12 protein-coding genes and 1 pseudogene are annotated in these 19,607 nt (G+C 64.8%); 5 read left to right on the plus strand and 8 right to left on the minus strand.

Features of this window, described 5'->3' with window-relative positions:
* The first annotated feature begins 798 nt into the window (after positions 1–798).
* Positions 799–1,986: a benzoate/H(+) symporter BenE family transporter gene (locus ABE493_RS03410; RefSeq protein WP_346497302.1), complete on the plus strand. Its 1,188-nt coding sequence runs from the start codon at positions 799–801 to the stop codon at positions 1,984–1,986.
* 58 nt (positions 1,987–2,044) lie between these two features.
* On the opposite strand, the gene ABE493_RS03415 is transcribed toward ABE493_RS03410, so the two are convergent.
* The 3 genes from ABE493_RS03415 to ABE493_RS03425 form a co-directional block, all read right to left on the minus strand.
* Positions 2,045–2,773 (minus strand): GYF domain-containing protein, encoded by a 729-nt coding sequence (locus tag ABE493_RS03415; protein WP_346497304.1) that lies wholly within the window; start codon positions 2,771–2,773, stop codon positions 2,045–2,047.
* 92 nt (positions 2,774–2,865) lie between these two features.
* Positions 2,866–5,016, minus strand: coding sequence for a lytic murein transglycosylase (locus ABE493_RS03420; protein ID WP_430980709.1), 2,151 nt, complete (start codon positions 5,014–5,016; stop codon positions 2,866–2,868).
* Between the two features lie 295 nt (positions 5,017–5,311).
* A complete protein-coding gene (locus ABE493_RS03425; protein WP_346497306.1) occupies positions 5,312–5,707 on the minus strand; it encodes a YchJ family metal-binding protein in 396 nt (131 codons plus the stop codon).
* Between the two features lie 88 nt (positions 5,708–5,795).
* On the opposite strand from ABE493_RS03425, the gene ABE493_RS03430 reads away from it, so the two are divergent.
* The 4 genes from ABE493_RS03430 (at position 5,796) to ABE493_RS03445 (ending at position 12,121) form a co-directional block, all read left to right on the plus strand.
* Positions 5,796–6,575, plus strand: a complete 780-nt coding sequence (locus ABE493_RS03430; RefSeq protein ID WP_346497308.1) for a sulfite exporter TauE/SafE family protein — start codon at positions 5,796–5,798, stop codon at positions 6,573–6,575.
* Positions 6,576–6,695: 120 nt separating this feature from the next.
* Positions 6,696–8,279, plus strand: a complete 1,584-nt coding sequence (locus ABE493_RS03435) for an EAL domain-containing protein (RefSeq protein WP_346497310.1) — start codon at positions 6,696–6,698, stop codon at positions 8,277–8,279.
* Positions 8,280–8,356: 77 nt separating this feature from the next.
* Entirely contained in the window at positions 8,357–9,100 is a 744-nt protein-coding gene (locus tag ABE493_RS03440; protein WP_346497312.1) for an SDR family NAD(P)-dependent oxidoreductase, read from the plus strand.
* A gap of 144 nt (positions 9,101–9,244) precedes the next feature.
* Positions 9,245–12,121, plus strand: coding sequence for a TonB-dependent receptor plug domain-containing protein (locus ABE493_RS03445; protein ID WP_346497314.1), 2,877 nt, complete (start codon positions 9,245–9,247; stop codon positions 12,119–12,121).
* A gap of 180 nt (positions 12,122–12,301) precedes the next feature.
* On the opposite strand, the gene ABE493_RS03450 is transcribed toward ABE493_RS03445, so the two are convergent.
* The 5 genes and pseudogenes from ABE493_RS03450 to folE all read right to left on the minus strand — a co-directional run bounded on the left by ABE493_RS03450 (position 12,302) and on the right by folE (position 19,559).
* Positions 12,302–12,679: an MAPEG family protein gene (locus tag ABE493_RS03450; protein ID WP_346497316.1), complete on the minus strand. Its 378-nt coding sequence runs from the start codon at positions 12,677–12,679 to the stop codon at positions 12,302–12,304.
* A gap of 451 nt (positions 12,680–13,130) precedes the next feature.
* Positions 13,131–16,694: pseudogene (locus ABE493_RS03455) on the minus strand (ATP-binding protein); the annotation flags it as partial.
* A gap of 73 nt (positions 16,695–16,767) precedes the next feature.
* Positions 16,768–17,481: a DUF4194 domain-containing protein gene (locus ABE493_RS03460; protein ID WP_430980705.1), complete on the minus strand. Its 714-nt coding sequence runs from the start codon at positions 17,479–17,481 to the stop codon at positions 16,768–16,770.
* Complete coding sequence (locus ABE493_RS03465) at positions 17,468–18,937, minus strand: DUF3375 domain-containing protein (protein WP_346497318.1); 1,470 nt, start codon at positions 18,935–18,937, stop codon at positions 17,468–17,470. Before ABE493_RS03465 ends, ABE493_RS03460 begins: the two co-directional genes overlap by 14 nt.
* Before the next feature lie 22 nt (positions 18,938–18,959).
* Positions 18,960–19,559, minus strand: coding sequence for a GTP cyclohydrolase I FolE (folE, locus tag ABE493_RS03470; protein ID WP_282267683.1), 600 nt, complete (start codon positions 19,557–19,559; stop codon positions 18,960–18,962).
* Positions 19,560–19,607: the final 48 nt, after the last annotated feature.

Consider the following 19,607-nt stretch of genomic DNA (forward strand, 5'->3'; position numbering starts at 1 on the left):
AGAACTTCGAATCAGGCCTCAGCGCCTTCTTCGTAGGCTGCGACGTTTCCGTCGTAGCGAGCCGCCCATTATATGGTGGCTTTTCTGCTTCGTCAACACCTCATTTCGGGGCGGTTGACTCGGCGGCTTCAGCGTTGGCCCGAAGGCTTTTCGTCGAAGCGAGCCGCCTATTATGGCAGGCTTTTTGTTTCCGTCAACACCCTTTTTGGAGGCTGCTGACGCTGCTTGTTGGTTCCGGTCACTGCTGTGATCGGCGCCGTGAAGCGAGGAAGTGGATTCTAGACATCTTTGTGAAAACCGCAATCACTTTTTGTTGCAGAGCGGCAAATCAGGGGTTGGGGCCAGACTTGGCAAAGTCCTTGCGGAGAGCTGCCCTCACCCCAGCCCCTCTCCCGTGTACGGGAGAGGGGCTTTGTCTTCGGCTGGGTGCAAAGAAGCTGCCGGTCTGTTTGCTGGGTGGCGTGGCTTGTTGGTGCGTTGTGCTTTTTTGCAATGCGGAGAGCTGCCCTCACCCCAACCCCTCTCCCGTATACGGGAGAGGGGCTTTGTCTTCGGCTGGGTGCACAGAGGCCGCCGGTCTGCTTGCTGGGTGGCGCGGCTTGTTGGTGCCTTGCGCTTTTTCAATGCGGAGAGCTGCCCTCGCCCCTGCCCCTCTCCCGTAAACGGGAGAGGGGTTCTGGCTTCGATTGCCCCTCTTCCGCGTGCGGCACTAAGGCTTTGCCTTCGGCTGATTGCATGAGAGCCGCAGGCCTGCTGGCTGGGCCACAATGCGGGTTGATCCGTTGCACCTCTATATAGATGACCAATCCGGCTCCGCGTTCGTTCTTTCGTGATCTCTCGCTGCCTGCGGTGGTTGCCGGCTTCATTACAGTGTTGGTGGGCTTTGCCAGCTCGGCGGTAATCGTGTTCCAGGCGGCGCAGGCCGTTGGCGCCGGGCAGGCCGAAATCGCGTCATGGATGTGGGCGCTGGGCATCGGCATGGGCGTTACCTGTATCGGCCTGTCGCTGCGCTACCGCGTGCCAGTAGTGACGGCTTGGTCCACGCCCGGGGCGGCGATGCTGGTGGTCGGGGCAAGCACGTTGCCACTGTCAGATGCCATCGGCGCCTTTGTGCTGGCAGCCGTGATGGGCACCTTGGCCGGATTCTCTGGCGTCTTCGAAAAAGCCATGCGGCGGATTCCGGTGTCGCTGGCTGCGGGCATGTTGGCCGGGGTGTTGCTGCGCTTTGGCCTGGATGTATTTGTATCGGTGAATACCCAGCCGATGCTGGTGCTGCTGATGTTTGCCACCTATCTGCTGGGCCGGCGTTGGTTTCCACGCTATGCGGTGATCGCGACCTTGCTGGTGGGCGTGGCGATGGCCAGTGGCAAGGGCTTGATGCATATGGAGCAGGTGCAGCTGCAGATGGCAATGCCGGTATTCACCGCGCCGACGCTGTCGTGGGCGGCACTGTTCGGCATCGCCCTGCCCTTGTTCATCGTGACCATGGCGTCGCAGAACGTGCCGGGCGTGGCAGTGTTGAAGGCCTCCGGTTATGACGCGCCGATATCGCCGGTGATCGGCTGGATCGGCGTGGTCAACACGCTGCTGGCGCCATTCGGCGGCTATGCCTTGAATCTGGCGGCAATCACTGCGGCGATCTGCATGGGCCGGGAGGTGCATGAAGATCCAGCACGGCGGTATACGGCGGCGGTGAGCGCCGGCGTGTTCTACATCGTGATCGGCTTGTTCGGGGCGACGGTGGCAGCGGTATTTGCTGCCTTCCCGAAGGAATTGATCGCGGCACTGGCCGGTATCGCCCTGCTTGGCACCATCGGCAACAGCCTGGCTGTCGCCTTGAAGGAAGAGGCCGAGCGTGAGCCGGCGCTGGTGACCTTTCTGGTGACGGCGTCAGGCCTGACCATGGCCGGGATCGGCTCGGCGTTCTGGGGCTTGTTGGCCGGTGTTGTCACCTTGCTGGTGCTGCGTCGGCCGTCGCCGCGCTGAGCACGCCGTGCATCGAGCGCGCACCTGCTCGGCAGCAGCAGGCGCGCACGCCTGCTGCTCAAATAATCAGGAACCCAATCACCACGTTGAGCAGGATCAACACGAAGATGCCAGTCACCACGGCTGCAACACTGGTGCCGCCGCGCAAGCGTAGCTGCGCCCGCAGTGCGTTGGCGCCGCTGGTATTCGCGGACGTCAGCTGCTGGATCTGCTTCTGCGTGTGCTTCAAATAAAACGCATTGCCCAGCCCACCTGCGGCAACGGAGATACCGATATTGACGCCCCATGCCGCCATGTCCGGGATGCCCATGATGCGTAGCGCGGTTCCCAGCAGCATTGCTCCGCCGCCCCACATCAGCGCTAGCGTATACATCTTGCGGTAGAGCATCCACAGCACGCCGAGGAAGAACGCCGGCCAATGCCAGGTGTCCTTGGCGTTGGGGTATTTTCCGTCCAGATGCCACTTCTGGCGGTACTTGTCGAAGTTGTTGCCGACAAAATCGGCGTAGGGCTTCAACTTGTCATCCAGCTCGACAACCGGTGCGGCAACAACCGTGGACGGTGCGGCATAAGGGTTGCTGCCAGCAGCGGGCGCGTCGTTGGCACCGGGCAGTGCCAGATCCTGCGCGAAGTTCTGCAGCGGCTGCCACTGCTCCATGCCGGCCCGCCATAGCAACGAGGCCGGGGCCAGCCCGCCCTCGGCGATCAGCTGCTGCAGCTGCGGGGTGGCAAGCGGCCCCTGCCGCTCATGCTGTGCATCGGTGTAATACCACTGGGTGTTCGGCATCGTTTCTTCCTTGATTGGGCACAGCTACCTTCATGGCAGCGCAAGGCGCCGACTCTAGGCCGGGCCGCCCTGCACTCACAACCAGAAACCACTCAAAGCGGCTTCACCTCGAACACCTGCTTGAGGCTGTGGCGTCCGCCCGGGGCCAGCTCGATCACGTCCGGGCCGGCGTTGGCCGCCTCCACGCAGACGTAGTTGCGCCACGCCGCGCCGATATCTTCCATCTTGGCTGCACCGGCTTCGCCTGCGTTCCAGACCACGGCGGTGCGGCTGCCGCTGGTGCTGATGTCGATTGCGCGCTTGAAGCCCGGGTCACGCAGTACGTAATGGCCGCCGGCCTGGGTGTAGAGGCGATCGCTACGGCCCGGGTCACGCGGATCGCGTAGGTTCCAGTCGCCCTTCTGCACATGGGCATTGCCGTTGTCGAGCTTGTCCAGGTAGGTGAGCCCGTCCAGGCCGGTGACATCCACCTTCAAGGCGTCGCTGACATTGAAGTAGTTGTGCAGTGCCTGGGTGAAGGTCTGCGGCTTGGTGCCGGCGTTTTCGGTGATCAGTTCCTGTTCGAGGGTGCGGCCGATGCGCAGCACCATCTGCAGGCGCAGGTCCAGGCTGTCCAGCACCGGTGGGGCAAGGGTCAGCACCACGCTGCCATCGGCTTCGCGGCGGGCATCGCGCAGCTGCCAGGCAACGGTACGCACGAAACCATGCGCGGGCACGTCATTGCTCTGGCCCTGCCGCGAGAAATATGGCCAGCACACCGGTGCACCGCCACGGATGGGCGTGGGCGGTTGCTTGGCAGTGGGCGAAAGCCACATCACGTCCTGACCGCCATTGGGCACGAAGGACAGCAGCTGCCCGCCAAACACGCTGATGGCAGCGGTCGAGAACGGGGTTTCCACCTTCCATGCGGTGAAACCCTTGTAGTCGCCTGTGCTCAGGCCCTGCACATCCTTCATTGAAACGTTGCTCCGTACGATCGGTGATTGGACAAGCTGCTGATAGCCGGCCGGTAGCCGGAACGCGGTGGGCTCGGCAGGCTGGGCGTTACGCAGCGCCTGCAGGATGCGGGTGCCGGCACGGCCATCGGCGTCCTTCCAGCCCAGCCGCTGCTGTTCGACCTGGATGGCGCGACGGGTGGCGTTGCCGACCATGCCATCGGCGCTGCCGATGTCGTGGCCACGAGCGAGCAGTAGGGTCTGCAGTTCGCGACGCTCATCGCGGCCGATGCCCGGGTCGTCGGTGGGCCAGGCCGCGCTCAAGCCAGGGCCGCCGCGCAGGCGGTCAGCCAGGGTGGCGATGGCCAGGGCGTAACTCTCGGCGGCGTTGTAGGAATAGATCGCGTCGTAGTTGCGGAACACCAGCAGGGCCGGGCCCTTGGTGCCGGCCGGCAGCAGCACGGCGGCGTTGCTGTCGTCAGCGATGGCCGATACCTGCAACGGCTTGCCGTCTGCCAGAGTGACGCCCAGCGCGCGCCAGTCCGCCAGCGGCTTGCGCTTGGTACGGCCGGCGAGTGCGGCATTGAAGTTGGCCGGGATGCGGACTTCCACGCCCCATGGCTGGCCGCTGCGCCAGCCGGACTGCTTGAGGTAATTGGCGGTGGAGGCCAGCGCGTCGGGAATGCTGGCAACCAGATCGCGGCGGCCGTCGCCGTCACCATCCACGGCGATGCGGGCGTAGGTCGATGGCATGAACTGGGTGTGGCCGAAAGCGCCGGCCCAGGAGCCGGTCAGGCCGTCGGGGTTAAGGTCGCCCTTGTCGATCAGCTTCAGCAAGGCCAGCAGCTCGCCCTTGAAGAAGGGCTGGCGGCGGCCGTTGCAGGACAGCGTGGCCAGTGACTGCAGCAGCGGGCGCTTGCCGAACACGCGGCCGTAATCGCTCTCCACGCCCCAGACCGCAACGATGGTGGCCGGATCAACGCCGTACTGGGCGCTTACCTGGTCCAGCAGCGCGCGGTGCTGGGTGAGCAGCGCGCGGCCATCGGCGATGCGGCGGCTGTCGACCAGCGAGGCCAGGTAGTCCCAAATGGGGGTGGTGAACTCGGGCTGCGCGTCGAGCAGTGGCAGCACGCTCAGGTCCGGCGTGATGCTGCTGAAGACCTGGTCAACCTTTTCGCCGCTGATGCCCTGGGCGACGGCGGCGGTCTTGAGTGAGGCGCCACAGCTGCCGAAGTCGGCGATCGCGGCGTTGGCAGGGAGGGCCAGCAGCAGCGCCGCCATCGTGGTGCCTGCACGCAGCAGGTTGATCGGGTTCATCCATGGGCTCCTTGCACTGGAGCTTGATGATAAGCGGTGTGCTTGCGTTTGGTTGTGGGAGCGGCGTGAGCCGCGAAGCTGGAGTTGTTTGAGGGTTGCGAAGAGCCAAAGGCACCCCTCCCCAGCCCTCCCCTTCGCTTCGCGCAAGGGAGGGTGCGTAGTGCCGAGCCGTGCTCGGCAGGGCTTTCCCGGTACGGCCCCAGCCGAGCATGGCTCGGCTCTACCAATGCGGCGCTGCTTCGCTGCATGCCCTGCCCGCGCAGTACGCGAGGGACGCGGTGGCGCTTCAGCCGGCGGCGTCCAGGTAGTACCAGCGGCCGTCGATGCGCTGGAAGCGGCTGTGCTCGGTCATCTTTACCGCGCTGCCACCGCCTACGCGGTAGCGGGCGGTGAACTCGACGTCGGCGGTGTCTTCGCCGGTGAGGGCATGACGCTTCACGCTCAGACCCAGCCATTGCGTGCGCTGGCCGGGGGCGTCCTGAAGCGAAAGCTCCGCCGGGCGGGTGTCCGGATGCCAGCTGGCCAACAGGTAGTCGACGTCCTGCAGTACATAGGCGCTATAGCGCGAACGCATCAGTGCCTCGGCATCGGGGGCAGCCTGGCCGGCGTGGTAACGGCCACAGCAGGCCGCATAGGTCTGCGCGCGGCCACAGGGACAGGGGGAGCTGGGAGATATCTGCATCTGTGCATTTTCGTCCAGCCGCGCGGCGCTTCCAAGCGATGTCGCCGTGCAGGGCGCGTATGCTGTCGCGCCCTGCGCCGGAGTTGCCATGCTGGAGTTGATCCCACCCGAGCTGCCGTGGTTGCTGGTCATCGCCTTCATCGCCGGACTGGTGGATGCGGCGGTCGGTGGCGGTGGTTTGATCCAGTTGCCCGGGCTGTTCACTGCCCTGCCGCAGCAGACGCCGGCCGCGTTGCTGGGTACCAATAAATTCAGCTCGGTGTTCGGCACCGGTGCCTCGGCGCTGCGCTATGCGCGCGCGGTGCGTTTCCCCTGGCGGCCGGTGTTGCTGGCGGCCGCTGCGGCGTTTGCGTTCTCCTTCCTTGGCGCCACTGCGGTGACCCTGCTGTCCAAGGAGGCGGTGCGGCCATTGGTGCTGACCCTGTTGATCGTGATGCTGGGCTATACCCTGACCAAGAAGGATTTCGGCGCGCTGCACCGGCCACGCGAGGTCGGCCGGCGCGAACTGCTGATCGCGCTGGCGATGGGCGGGGTGATCGGTTTCTACGATGGCTTCTTCGGGCCCGGTACCGGCAGCTTCCTGATCTTCCTGTTCGTACGCTTCTTCGGCCTGGACTTCCTGCGCGCCTCGGCCGCGTCCAAGGTGGTCAACCTGGCCACCAATGTGGCAGCGTTGTCGTTCTTCGTGCCCAGCGGCAATGTGCTGCTGGCCCTTGCGGTACCGATGGCCGCGGCCAACGTACTGGGCGCGGTGACCGGCACCCGGCTCGCCCTGCGCGGCGGCACTCCATTGATTCGCAAGCTTTTTGTGGTGCTGGTGGTGGTACTGATCACGCGCATGGCCTGGGATACCTTCAACACGCCGTGAAACCCACCTGCACATAGCTAAATTTCAGCCGCTGGAAATTATTGACGGACGTCACATAGTGGGTCCTTAACTACCAGCCAACCGGGACGGCGAATCTTGAAAAGCCCACGTGGAATTGCAGTGCTGCTGCTGGTCACGGGCGCCATCCTGGCCTGCGTACCAGTCGCCTACTCACTCCGCCAGGCACGGGCGCAGGCCATCCGCGAGAAGTTCGTGGGGCTGGACGAAGTGGCAGCCAACCTGGAACGCCAGGTCCGCAGCACCGCCACCACCTTGGGGATGCTGCGCGAGGAAATGCGCGGTAGCGGTGATGAACCCTGCAGCGACGCAGGAAGGCTGCGCTTGCAGCGCTTCGGGCTGGGTTCGCAGGTGGTGAAGAGCACGCTGTATCTGCAGGACGGCAAGGTGCTGTGCTCCTCCAGCGGCGCCTTGATGCAGCGGCTCGTGCTGGGCCCCTCTTCGCTGCGCACCCCCGAAGGGGTAAGCCTGTACACCCAACTGCGCGTCCCCGGGCTTGCCGACCGGCAGTACGTGTTGTTGGAGAAGGACGGCTACGCGCTGCTGCTGTACCCGGACGGGCTGATCGCACCGTTCGCACGACCGGATCTTTCACTGGGCCTGTTCAACGTCAAGGACAGCCGCTACACCGCGCGCAACGGCACGCTGGAACAACGCTGGGTTGAAGCCGACGGAAAGGCCGACGACAAGGGCCACTTCATCGACCAGCAGAGCGGTTACATGGTGGTGCGGCGGGTGCTGTCACCCGGCATCACCGGCTTGATCGTGGCCACCCCACTGTCGACCATCGACGCCCGCGTGGCCCAGTTCGCGCACTGGTTCATCCCGATCGGGGTCATCGCCGGGTTGGCCGTGCTGGGCATGGCGCTGATCCTTATCCGGCGCCAGGTGTCGGCGCGCGCCGAGCTGCTGCGGGCGCTCAACAAAGGCCACCTGTTCCTGCTCTACCAACCGGTTTTCGACCTGCAGGACAACACCTGCATCGGCGCCGAGGCGCTGCTGCGCTGGCAGCATGAGGACGGCACCGTGGTACCGCCGGACCGCTTCATCCCGTTTGCCGAGGATGCGGGCCTGATCCAGCTGGTTACCCGCCGTGTACTGGAACTGGTGGTCAAGGACCTGACCGGCTTCCTGCGCCGCCATCCACAATTTCACCTGGGCGTGAATCTGTCACCACGCGACCTGCAATCGATGCAGACACCGGCGCTGCTGGAAGCCATGCAGCGCAGTATCGGCGTGGGCAACGGCCAGTTCGTGGTGGAGGCTACCGAACGCGGCCTGCTGGAGGAAACCAGCGCCATGGAAGTGGTCAACGCCATCCGCGCCCTGGGCATTGCCATCGCCATCGATGATTTCGGCACCGGCTATTCCAGCCTTGCCTACCTGACCACCTTTCCGTTCGACATCCTCAAGGTCGACAAGAGTTTCACTTCCACCGCCTGCACCGAGGCGGTGACCAGCCAGGTGGCTACCCACATCATCGAACTGGCGCGCAGCCTGGGCATGCGCAGCCTGGTGGAAGGCATTGAAACCGCGGAGCAGGCGGAGTTCTTCCGCAACAAGGGCGTGGTCTACGCACAGGGCTATTTCTTCGGAAAGCCGATGTCGGCAAGTGCCTTGGCCGACTTCCTGCCGCTGCATAGCCGCCCCGGGCAGCACAGCACGCCGGCTGATGCGGCTGCTTGATCTGGCGCAATGCGCCGGCACCGTCAAACCCGCAGGCTGTACCCATCGCGGCAATGCCGCAGTTCGGGAGTACGGCCATGCAGCACGATTTTGCCGGGCGCATCGCCTTGGTGACCGGTGCCGCGTCCGGCATTGGTGAGGCGGTGGTGCGGCAACTGGCCGCTGGCGGTGCGCAGGTGCTGGCCGCCGATATCGATGGCAATGCGGCAACCGCGGTGGCGATGTCGCTGGGTGAGCGGGTGCAGGCGCTGCAGGTGGATGTGAGCGACCCGGATGCGGTGCGGCATATGGTGGGTGCCTGCAAGGAGCGCTTCGGCGGCCTGCATCTGGCCGTCAACAACGCCGGCATCAGCGGCGCCAGCCTGCAGACCGCCGATTATCCACTGGAAGAATGGCACCGCGTGCTCGGGGTCAACCTGCACGGCGTGTTCTATTCGATGAAGTATGAAATCCCCGCCATCCTCGCCAGTGGCGGCGGCGCCGTGGTCAATATGGCCTCGATCCTGGGCACCAATGGCTGGGCCGGTGCGGCGGCCTATGTGGCGGCAAAACATGCGCTGGTAGGCATGACCAAGAGTGCGGCGCTGGAATATTCCGCGCGCGGCCTGCGGGTCAATGCAGTGGGCCCGGGCTTCATCGACACGCCACTGCTGCAGGGCATGGACGACCGCGCCTACGCCGGGCTGGTGGCACTGCATCCGGCCGGGCGGCTGGGCACGGCCGAGGAGGTAGCGGCACTGACCTGCTTCCTGTTGTCGGACAAAGCGTCGTTCATTACCGGGAGCTACCACCTGGTCGATGGTGGCTATTCATCTCGGTGAATTGATGTAACAACGGTTTCATTGTGCGGTTTACGGCTCGTGTTGAGACGTCTCCGCTTGTCTGCGCCTAACGAATTGCTTACAAATCGGCTACGCCCGTCATGGTGGCGGGCACGTAGTCCGGCAATCACCAGGAGCTTTCCGATGACGTTGTTACCGCTACGCCCGCGCCGCCTCAGCTGCGCTGTCCGCTTATCCCTGTTGTGTCTGCTGCCCGGCGCGGCATTCGCGCAACAAGCACCCGACAGCGCGCCCAAGACCCTGGACAGCATTCAAGTCACGGGTACCCGCATCAAGAAAGCCGAGCTGGAGACCCAGGTTCCGGTACAGGTACTCACCCGCGAAGCCATCGAACGCACCGGTTACAGCTCGGTCGCCGATGTGGTCCAGCACCTCACCGCCAGCGGCGCATCGCTGAGCACCAAGCTCAACTCCAGCGGCAACTTCGGCTTTCCTCCCGATGGCGGCGGTGTCGGTGCCGGTGCGGCAACGGTGGACCTGCGCCATCTCGGGCCCAAGCGCGTACTGGTACTGGTGGATGGCATCCGCTGGGTCAATGAATCCTCCGGCTCGGGCGTGGGTTCCTCGGTGGACTTGAACACCATCCCGCTGGCGATCGTCGAACGCATTGAAGTGCTGGAAGACGGCGCGTCCTCGATCTACGGCTCCGACGCCATCGCCGGCGTGGTCAACATCATCACCAAGAAGGGTGCCGAAGGCGGCCACGTCGAGGTGCAGTACGGCGACTACAACCTCAAGGGCGGCGATACCAGCAGCATCGACCTGAGCTTTGGCGGCAGCAGCGAGCGTGCGCAGTGGATTGTGGGCGCGTCGTGGTTCAAGCAGAAGGAAATCTCCTCCAAAGAGTACGAATGGGCGACCGTGCCGGTACCCGGCACCGGCCTGGCCAACGGCAGCTCGGCAACCCCACAGGGGCGCCTGGTGTTTGCCGACCCCAGTGGCAATACCTACAACATCACCTCCAACAGTGGCGTTACCAATCCGGTTTTCGATCCCAGCCAGACCGGCTGTACCCGCACCGATGACTACCACTGCTTCGGCACCCCCGACCGCTACAACTTCGCACCCAACAACCTGCTGCTGACCCCGAACGAGCGCAAATCGGTGTTCGGCCAGGTGCGTTTCGAGTTCACCCCGAATGTCAGTGGCTGGTTCCGTGGCCTGTACAGCGAGCGTGAATCGGCCAACCAGGCCGCACCGGAGCCCTTCTTCCTGGGCACCGATGCCGGTGTGTACAACGACTGGGCCGAAACCAAACTGGTCATCTCTGCCAACAACCCCTACAACCCGTTTGGCTTTGACCTGACCACGATGGGCGCCAATCCCAATCTGTTCCTGCTCGGCCGGCGACCGGTCGAAGGCGGCCCGCGCCGCTACGAGCAGGACGTGAAAACCTGGTACGCGGCCGGCGGATTGGATGGCGTGTTCGAGGTCAACCAACGCACCTGGAACTGGGACGTCAACGTGATGTCCAGCGAGAGCAAGGCCACCCAGACCAATACCGGCAGCTACAACGTCAAGCACATCAACCAGGCGCTGGGTGACCCTGCCGCCTGCGCGGCGATTGCCGGTTGCGTACCGCTGAACATCTTCGGCGGGCCGGGCACCATCACCCCGGAAATGCTGGCCTGGATTTCGCCGATCGTGCGCGACCGCAGCAAGAACACCTTGTCACTGGGCTCGGCCAACATCACCGGCGAGCTGTTCGACATCTGGGCCGGGCCGTTGTCCTTCGCCGCCGGTGCCGAATGGCGCCGCTACAAGGGCGAGTACCATCCCGACCCGATCACCGTGGCCGGCGAATACAACGGCGTGCCCTCGGGCGTGACCATCGGCAGCTACTCGGTGAAGGAAGCGTATGTGGAATTCGACGTGCCGCTGGCGCGCGAGGGTTTCTGGGGCAAGAGCCTGGACCTGAGCATTGCCGGCCGTTACTCGGATTACTCCACCTTCGGCGGCACCGGCACCGGCAAGATCGGCCTGCGCTGGCAACCGGCCGACGAATTGCTGCTGCGCATGTCCTTCGCGCAGGGCTTCCGCGCACCATCGATCGGTGAGCTGTACGGCACCCTGAGCCGCTTCGATGCCACCATCGTCGACCCCTGCAACAACGCCGCCTCGACCACGCCCAAGTGCGTCGCCGACGGTGTACCGCCGGGCTACGAGCAGGCCAACCCGCAGATCTCGGTGGTGACCGCCGGCAACCGCAAGCTGGAACCGGAAGAGAGCCGCTCGTTCATGGCCGGCGCGGTGTGGAGCCCGAGCTGGGCCGAGGACAGCAGCTGGGCCAGCAAGCTGGACCTGGGTGTGACCTTCTACCGCCACACCATCGACAAGGCGATCCAGGCACCGGATGCACAGTCGATCATGGACCGCTGCATCGACAGCCGCGATGCCTTCGCCTGCGCCAGCTATACCCGCAACGACCGCGGCCAGATCGTCCGCTTCGAGGACATCCTGGCCAACCTGGGCACCATCAACACCAGCGGTTGGGATTTCAACGCGCATTGGCTGTTGCCGGAAACCGGCTGGGGCCAGCTCGGCTTCGACTGGAAGGCCACCTGGGTCACCCGCTACGAGCTGATCAATGAATCCGGCCAGCCCGAACCGAAGGGCCCGGGCATCGAAGTCAGCGACAGCGCCATCCCGGAATGGAGCTCGACGTTCACCACCAACTGGGATTACCAGAACTGGAACGTGAACTGGACCATGCGTTACATCGACCGCCTGCGCGAAAGCTGCGCCGGTGCCAATGGCTTTGCGATCTGCACCGACAGTGTCGCCGACCAGCATTGGCTTGGCGCCACCACCTACCACGATGCACAGATCAGCTGGCGCACCGATGCATGGATGAAGGGCGTGAAGCTCGCCGTGGGCGTCAACAACGTCTTCGACAAGAACCCGCCGATCTGCCTGAGCTGCACGCTCAATGGCTATGACCCGGGCACCTATGACCTGCCCGGCCGCTACACCTACGCCAAGCTCAGCCTGGATTTCTGAGTTGCATGACCGCCAAGGGAGCCGTAAGGCTCCCTTGGTTCATTGCCATTTTGTTTTTGTGGGAACGGCGTGAGCCGTGAAGCCAGCGAAGATTGCAATTGCAGATTGAACCGCAGCTGCGGGGCCATGAGCTTCGCGGTTTACACCGCTCCCACAAAAGCAGAAAACCGGTGCGGGCTCTCAGCGCAGGATCGCGCCGGCCAGGGCCATCAGCAGGAGCACCAGCACCGGCAACATCGACAGGCCGAAGCCCAGGCCGCGGCTGGACGGATTGCCGACATAGGCGCGCCAGTAGATGAAACGACCGATCAGGTAGACCGCGCCGATTGCCGCCACCCATTCGGCGGGCCAGAAGCGGGCAGCGATGAGCAGCGACGGCACCAGGGCAACCATCAGCTCCAGGGTGTTCATCTGCACCCGGTACATGCGCTCGAAGCCTTCATGGCCGGTGACGGCCGGCGCCTTGACGCCGTAGCGGCCGCGCGCACGGCCGACCTGGTAGATGAAGAACAGGTATTGCAGCACCACCAGGGCGGTGATGATTTCGACGTAATGCATGCTGATCTCCGTTGCGCGTGCTCTTGGTTGGCTCAAGGGTAACAAGTGCAGTGCGCGCTTTGCTCTGCTGCCTTTTCATGTGCGCAATGGATTGCTTTGCTGCTGCCACTTGATCAAAGGCTGAAGGGTAGCTTGGGGGTTTGGCTTCAAGCGAAAGCCGAAGCTGGATCACAAGCGTCCCCCCCATCCGCCCTTCGGGCACCTTCCCCCGCAAGCGGGAGAAGGGATGACCCTCATTGCTACGGGTGCGGCAGCCGCCGTGCACTGCTCCCTCCCTTGCGCAGCAGGGGAGAGTTGGGGAGGGGTGCTTTGGCTTTGGCTTTGGCTTTGGCTTTGGCTTTGGCTTGAAGCTAAAGCCGAAGCAGGATCACAAACTGCCCCCTTCCGCCCTTCGGGCACCTTCCCCCGCTTGCGGGGGAAGGGAAAGCCTCGGTGCCTGCCCTGACTGTCAGGCCGGAATGTTCTTTTTCGTCGAAGACTTCTTCGCGGCTTTCTTCGCGGCCGGCTTGGCAGTTGCTTCCACTTCCACTGAAGTTTCAACAGCCGGCGCTTCAAGCTCGGCCTCGGCGGCTTCGCTGGGTGCAGGCGCTGCGTCAGCAGCAAGCTGCACGTTCACCGCGTCCTCGACGCTGGCCTGGGCCATCGCGCCGCGTGCGCGCGCCGGCAGCTTCAGGCGATTGCCTTCGTCGTCGTATTCGATCAGCAATACGCCCGAATCGTGGCGGCCGCTGATCTCGACGAAGCAGGCGCCACCGATGAACGGTTCCAGCGTCATCACCGACTTCAACGGGGTGGCCACCACCATCTGGAAGCCGAAGTTCTCGAAGATGTTCATCGCCAGCGCGGTGAACTCGTTGTCGGCCTTGTCGAAAGCTTCGTCCAGCACCACGGCGGCGTAACGCGGCAGTTCGCCGTCTTCGCCGCCCAGCTGGTAGCGCAATGCAGCAGCAAGACAGGTCGTCGCCAGCTTCTGCCGCTGGCCACCGGATTTGCCGGCGCCGCTGCGATAGATTTCCACCTGTTCGCGGGTTTCGGCATCCAGCTCGACACCGATGAACTCCACATGCAGGCGCACGTCCAGCACCTGCTCGCGCCAGCGGCGCAGCTCCGGCTCCTGTGCGCCGAGGCGACGCACCAGGTCACGAAGCACATTGAACTGCGACTCGGCCAGCGAACGGTCTTCGGTCTGCTGGTGGGTCAACACCGCGCGCAGCTGCAGCTGGAAATCCTGCACTTCCGGCAGGCGCCGGTCGTGCACGTCGATGGCCAGCACAGTGCCGCGGTTGAACGCCACCTGCTCCAGCGAGGCGTTGACCTCGTCCATGCGCTGCTTGATCGCCTTGTGCGCTTCAGCGGTGTGCCGCTGCAGGGCAAGCAGATTGTTTTTGCTCTGGGTCTGCAGCAGCTCGAAGAAGCGGCCCTCGTGGCGCGGCAGGCCGTCGCTCTCAAGCCGGGTCAAACGCGCAAGGAAATCATCGGCGCTGGTCAGCGACACGGTGAAGTCACCGGAGTCTTCCGGCCACTGCTGGGTGTATTTGCGGAAGCAGTCCAGCAGGTGCTGGGTCAGCTTGGCGTCGCGGCCCTGGCTGCTGCCCAGTTCTTCGGCCAGGCCACGCTCGATCACCCGGAAGTGGCTTTCCAGACTTTCCAGGTTCAAGCCCGGCAGGATCTGCAGGCGTGCTTCCAGTCCTTCGCGCTGCAACTCGGTCAGTGGCGCGCTGGAAACGCGCGATTGGCCGTTGTCGCGCTGCTGCTCCAGGCGCACGCGCTCACGCGAGAACTGCGCACGTTCCAGGCGCACGTCTTCGTAGGTGCGCTTGCCCTGGTCGCGCAGGCCGCGGGTCAATTCAATCTGCTGGCCGATGCGGGCCAGGGCGCTGTCGCCCTCGCGCAGGTCAAGCAGCTGCTCGTCGATATCGGTGAGCCGCTGCAGGCGCGGGCCGACATCGATCTCGTCCCACTCACGCTCGATCAGCGAATGCGCGGCCAGCTGCTTTTCGTGGCCACTTTCGCGCTGCTTGCGCAGCATCGCCACGTCGGCTTCGCTGCGCGCGATGCGCTGTGCCAGCTCCTGGCCTTCGCGTTCGAATACGCGGCGCTTGTCGCGGTTGTCGTGGCCCAGCATCCAGCGCTTGCGATCGTTGACCGCGTGGCGGTCATCCTTTTCGTAGCGGTCGCCCGGGTGCTTGATCTGCCCTTCGCGGGTGATCGCGCGGTCTTCGCTGCGCAGCTGGCCAGCGTTTTCCACGCAGGTGTAGTCGAACCGGCGCTGCAGCTCGTTGTAGACCCAGTCGCCATAAGGATGGTCACGCAGCTGCAGCTTGTGGATCAGCGAGCGCTTCTCCGGCTCACGCGCATGCAGCAACTCGTTGTCGCGGATGCGGAAGTACACCAGCTTGGTGCCCAGGTGGGTGCGGTTGGCCCACTCGGCAACCTGCTGATGATTCTTCTCGTCAACCAGCAGCGACTGCGCGAAGCCGTGCAGCACGCGCTCGATGGCGCCGCGCCAGCCGATCTGGTCTTCGCGGACCTGGATCAACTCGCCGACAAAGGGCAGCGCCGATTCGGACAGGCCGGTGTCGTCGCACAGACGTGCGCGCAGCTGCTGCAGCGGTGCCGGGATCGAGCTCGGTGCAGCCTTCAGCGATTCCAGTTCCACCCGCAGTGCAGCGAAACGCTTTTCGTCATCGCGGCGCTCGGCCATGCGCTCGGCAATGGCATCGTCGACCGTGCCGGCGCCGGACTTGGTGCCGTCGATCAGCGCACGCGCCTGTTCCACCTGCTCGGAGAAACCGCTGGCGGTATCGGCCAGGGCCATGCCGAGCTGGCGGCATGCGCCTTCCAGCTGCTTGCGGCGACGGCTGCGTTCGTCGACTTCGCGCTCGACGCGGATGCGCTCGCGTTCGAGTTCCTCGATGCGCTCACCGCCCTGCTCGCGCTGCTGGCGTTCCAGCTCGACCAGCTTCTGTTCGTGGTTGTCCAGCGATTGCCGGCGTTGCCCTTCCTCGCCCATCAGGCCGCGGTCGAGCATTTCCACTTCTTTCAGGCGCTCGTTGACCAGCTCCAGGCGCTTCTCTTCGCGGAAGCCGTCGATGCCGATCTGCAGGTCGCGCAGCGTCGCTACGCCCTTGCGCAGGGTCATCAGGTCCTGATGGAAATCACGCGCCGGGGTCAGCGTCTCGACCTGGCGGCGCGCGGTGACCACGGCGTGGTGGGCACCATCAAGTTCAGCGAAATCTTCAACCAGGCGGTCGGCCGCTTCGAAGGTGCGCGGCTCTTCCAGCATGAAGCCACGCAGGAAGCCGTTGAGGTCGCCCAGGTTCTTGGCCGACTGGGTCTTGTGCAGCAGACGCAGCGCCATGTCGTTGCCGATGCCCAGCAGATGACGGAAGCGCTCGGCATAACCGGTGAAGCTGTCGAAGTGGCCGACGTCCTCGCCCAAGCGGCCGCGCAGCTTGCGCAGGTCCAGGTCGAAGCCTTCCATCTCCTTGGCCAGGTCGAAGCGACGCGGAATCACCATGTAGTGCTTGCGCACATCATTGGCCGAGGTGCCGGAGCCGGCAATCCAGAACAGGCGCACGATCGACACCGCGTCGCCGCGGGCGGTGTGGTATTCCAGCGCCAAGGCGCTCCAGGTGGCGCCTTTTCGCAGGTACTGGGTGGCGATCTCGCCCGACTCGCTGTCCTGCTGGTCGGCCCAGGCACCACGCACATAGGACACCAGCGAGCGGTCGCGGCCGGAGCGTTCGGCTTCGCGCGCGGCGGCGTTGAAGTCGACGATGCTCGGCGGCGTCAGCAGTGCACTCATGCCATCGAGCAGGGTGGACTTGCCCGAGCCGGAGCGGCCGACGAACAGGAAGCCGCGCTCGGCGATGGGCACTTCGGTCAGGCCCGAGAACGTGCCCCAGTTGAGCACCTGCAGGCGGCGCATGCGGAACTGGTTCGCGCGTGCATCGCTGGCCGGGTCGTTGAACAACGCGGCAGTGGGAAGCAGGGTGTGGGAAGTGGTTTCCATACGGCTCATCCTTCAGCCGCCACGCGGCGCGCGGCGGTGGTCATTCTGGTCAGCGTGGCGTGGGTGCCAGGCATCATTCGGCGGCAGTGCCGCTGGTCGTTTCTTCTTCGTCCACCGCGTCAGCGACCGCATCGCCGTCGCGCAGCTGGCGGTAGGCCTCGACCAGCACCTGCACGTCCTCGGCCGAGAACAGCAGCTTCAATGCCGGCGACACTTCGTAGCGGTCCTCGCTGCCGCGCAGCTTGGACAGCAGCTGGTTCTCGCGCAGCTTGGCGATGGCCGCGGCCACGCGCTTGCCGTAACCGGCCTGGTCGGTGGAGACGTTCTTCTGGTAGATGCTCATCGCCTCCACCAGCTGGAACTCGGCCACCACCGCGCGTTCGCCGCGGGTATCGGCTTCGGCCAGCTGCTGGCGCAGGAACAACAGCAGCACCGACTCGATGAAGGTCAGCGGCGCGGCGCGCAGCAGGTTGGGCGAGTCCAGTTCGGCAGTGTCGAACTGACGGGTGAAGGCAATACCGCCATCCCGGTCCAGCACCAGCTCCAGGAACAGCTCGCACAGCAGGCTGCGTACTTCGTCTTCATTGCGCAGCAGGGCCGCCCATTGCGCCGGTTGGCGCTGCGCATCGACGCTGGGGCCGGCCAGCAACAGGCACAGCGCGCGCCGTGCATCGACCGGCAGGCGGCCACTGTCGCCAACGAACAAGGCGCCGCCGCTCAGTACCGGTGCGGCCGGTGCCGGCGTTGCCTCGATCTCGTTTTCGGTTTCGGTCTCAGACCAGTTCATCGCGTCTTTCCTTGAGGAACCAGATCAGCGGTACGCGGGCGCGTCGCACCACGCCGTCACCGCCGGTCCATTCCACGGTTTCCAGTTGGTCGGTCATCACCTTGCCATGGCGGGTGCCGATGGAGAGGTAGCCGATGACGCTGCCCAGGCCCTGCCGCGCCGGCCGCTCGCGCAATACCTGCGAGATGCTCAGGCGCGGGCGTGAACCCAGCAGCATGAAGAGATTGTCTTTCAAGGTGCGCACGTCGATTTCCGACTGCGCGACCAGATCACCAACGCTGTCCAGAGTGATCTCGGCAGCTTCGGCGTAATAGATGGAGGTATCGACCTGGTGCGTGCGCGGGTCGTGCAGGCGCCATTGGCCGATCGAGCGGATGCGCGCCGACGACAGCGGCAACACGAAACCGGTGGGCGCGGTGGGCCGCACTTCTTCGCGCAGCAGCAAGGCCTGGCCCTGCGCCTGCTTGAGCAGCTGGTTGAGCCGGCGTTGTTCCAGATAGCCGCGGCTCTGCACGAAGCCACGCAGGCTGCGGGCAAAGTGCTGCATCACCTCATGCACCTGGCCGCCGCGTTCGAGCAGCGTGCTGGTGAAGTTGCGCAGGAAGTTGCGCTCGTTGCGGTCCAGCTTGCGGGTGAAGCCGCGGTTGAGCACGGTGTCCAGCGCGACATCGAGTTCGGCACTGCGTTGCGGGTCGTTCAACAGGTCCCAGAACGCCTGGAAGCTGCGCCCGGCATCGGATTCGCCAATCACATCGACGCCGTTGAACAGGCGGTCGAGCACATCGCCACGCGCGCCTTCGTCATCGATGATGCGCTCGCGGAAGCGGCGGTTGAGCTGTTCAAAGTCGTCACGCACGCGGCGGAAGTCCTCGGCCAGGTCATCGGCCAGGCGGATCACATCGCGGGTGCGTTCCAGCGCGCGCTTGCCATCCAGCGCGCTGACCTTGCCGGTGGACACCTGGGCGATCTCGGCATCGATGCGGTCGCGCTCGGCCTTCAATGCGGCCAAGCGTGCTTCCGGATCGGCCTCGGTCTGCTGTGCCAGCTGCGAGATCTGCTGCATCACCATCGCCAGGCGGCTTTCGGTGGCCAGGCTGGCGTTGTGCTCGATGCCGGCGATGAAACGGATGGCCTGCACCGCCTGCCGCGACAGCTCGTACTCTTCTTCCGTGGCGCCCTCAGGCAGGCGCCGCACCAGCCAACCCTGGGCCAGCCAGTAGGCGATGTAGGCCGGCGCGGTACGCGGCAGTTCGCGCTCGAGCTCCTCGCCATTGAGCGTGTCCAGCTGCTGCTGCAGGCGCTCGGCGAGGATGGAGCCGGGAATGCGGCGGTCGGCTTCCAGCAGCAGGCCCTGCAACAGGCCCACCAATACCGGGGCGCGGTCGGAGGCCAGCAGTTTCCATAGCGGCTGCTCGCGCAGACGCTGGTAGCCGGCAATACGTTGGCGGTACTTCATCGAGCGCGCGCGTTCCCTGGGTTCAGCGTCGGGCGTGGCCGACTTCGATGAAACGCAGGAACTCGGCGCGGGTGCGCGCGTCGTCATGGAAGGTGCCGCGCATGCGCGAGGTGACCATGCTGACGCCACGCTTGTGGATGCCGCGGGTGGTCATGCACTCATGCGCGCCTTCCACCACGATGCCCACGCCCATCGGCTGCAGCACGTCCTGGATGACATCGGCGATCTGCGCGGTCATCTTTTCCTGCACCTGGAAGCGACGCGCATAGGCCTCGACCACACGTGCCAGCTTGGAGATGCCGACCACGCGACCGTTGGGGATGTAGCCGACATGCACCCGGCCGATGATCGGCGCCATGTGGTGCTCGCAGTGGCTTTCGTACTCGATGTCGCGCAGCACGATCATTTCGTCGTAGCCGGCCACTTCCTCGAAGGTACGGGCCAGATACTCGCGCGGGTCGTCGTTATAGCCCTTGAACCAGTCGCCATAGGCCTCGGCTACCCGGCGCGGGGTGTCGAGCAGGCCTTCACGGGTGGGATCTTCACCAGCCCAGCGCAGCAGGGTGCGCACGGCGTCTTCGGCCTGAGCTTGGGTGACGGACGGGTTCTTGGGATCGGCCATTACAGAACTGCGCTTGGATTACGGGGTAGACATGCTACCAGCCGGGGG

This window comes from Stenotrophomonas terrae (assembly GCF_039674165.1).
GTDB lineage: Bacteria > Pseudomonadota > Gammaproteobacteria > Xanthomonadales > Xanthomonadaceae > Stenotrophomonas > Stenotrophomonas terrae_A.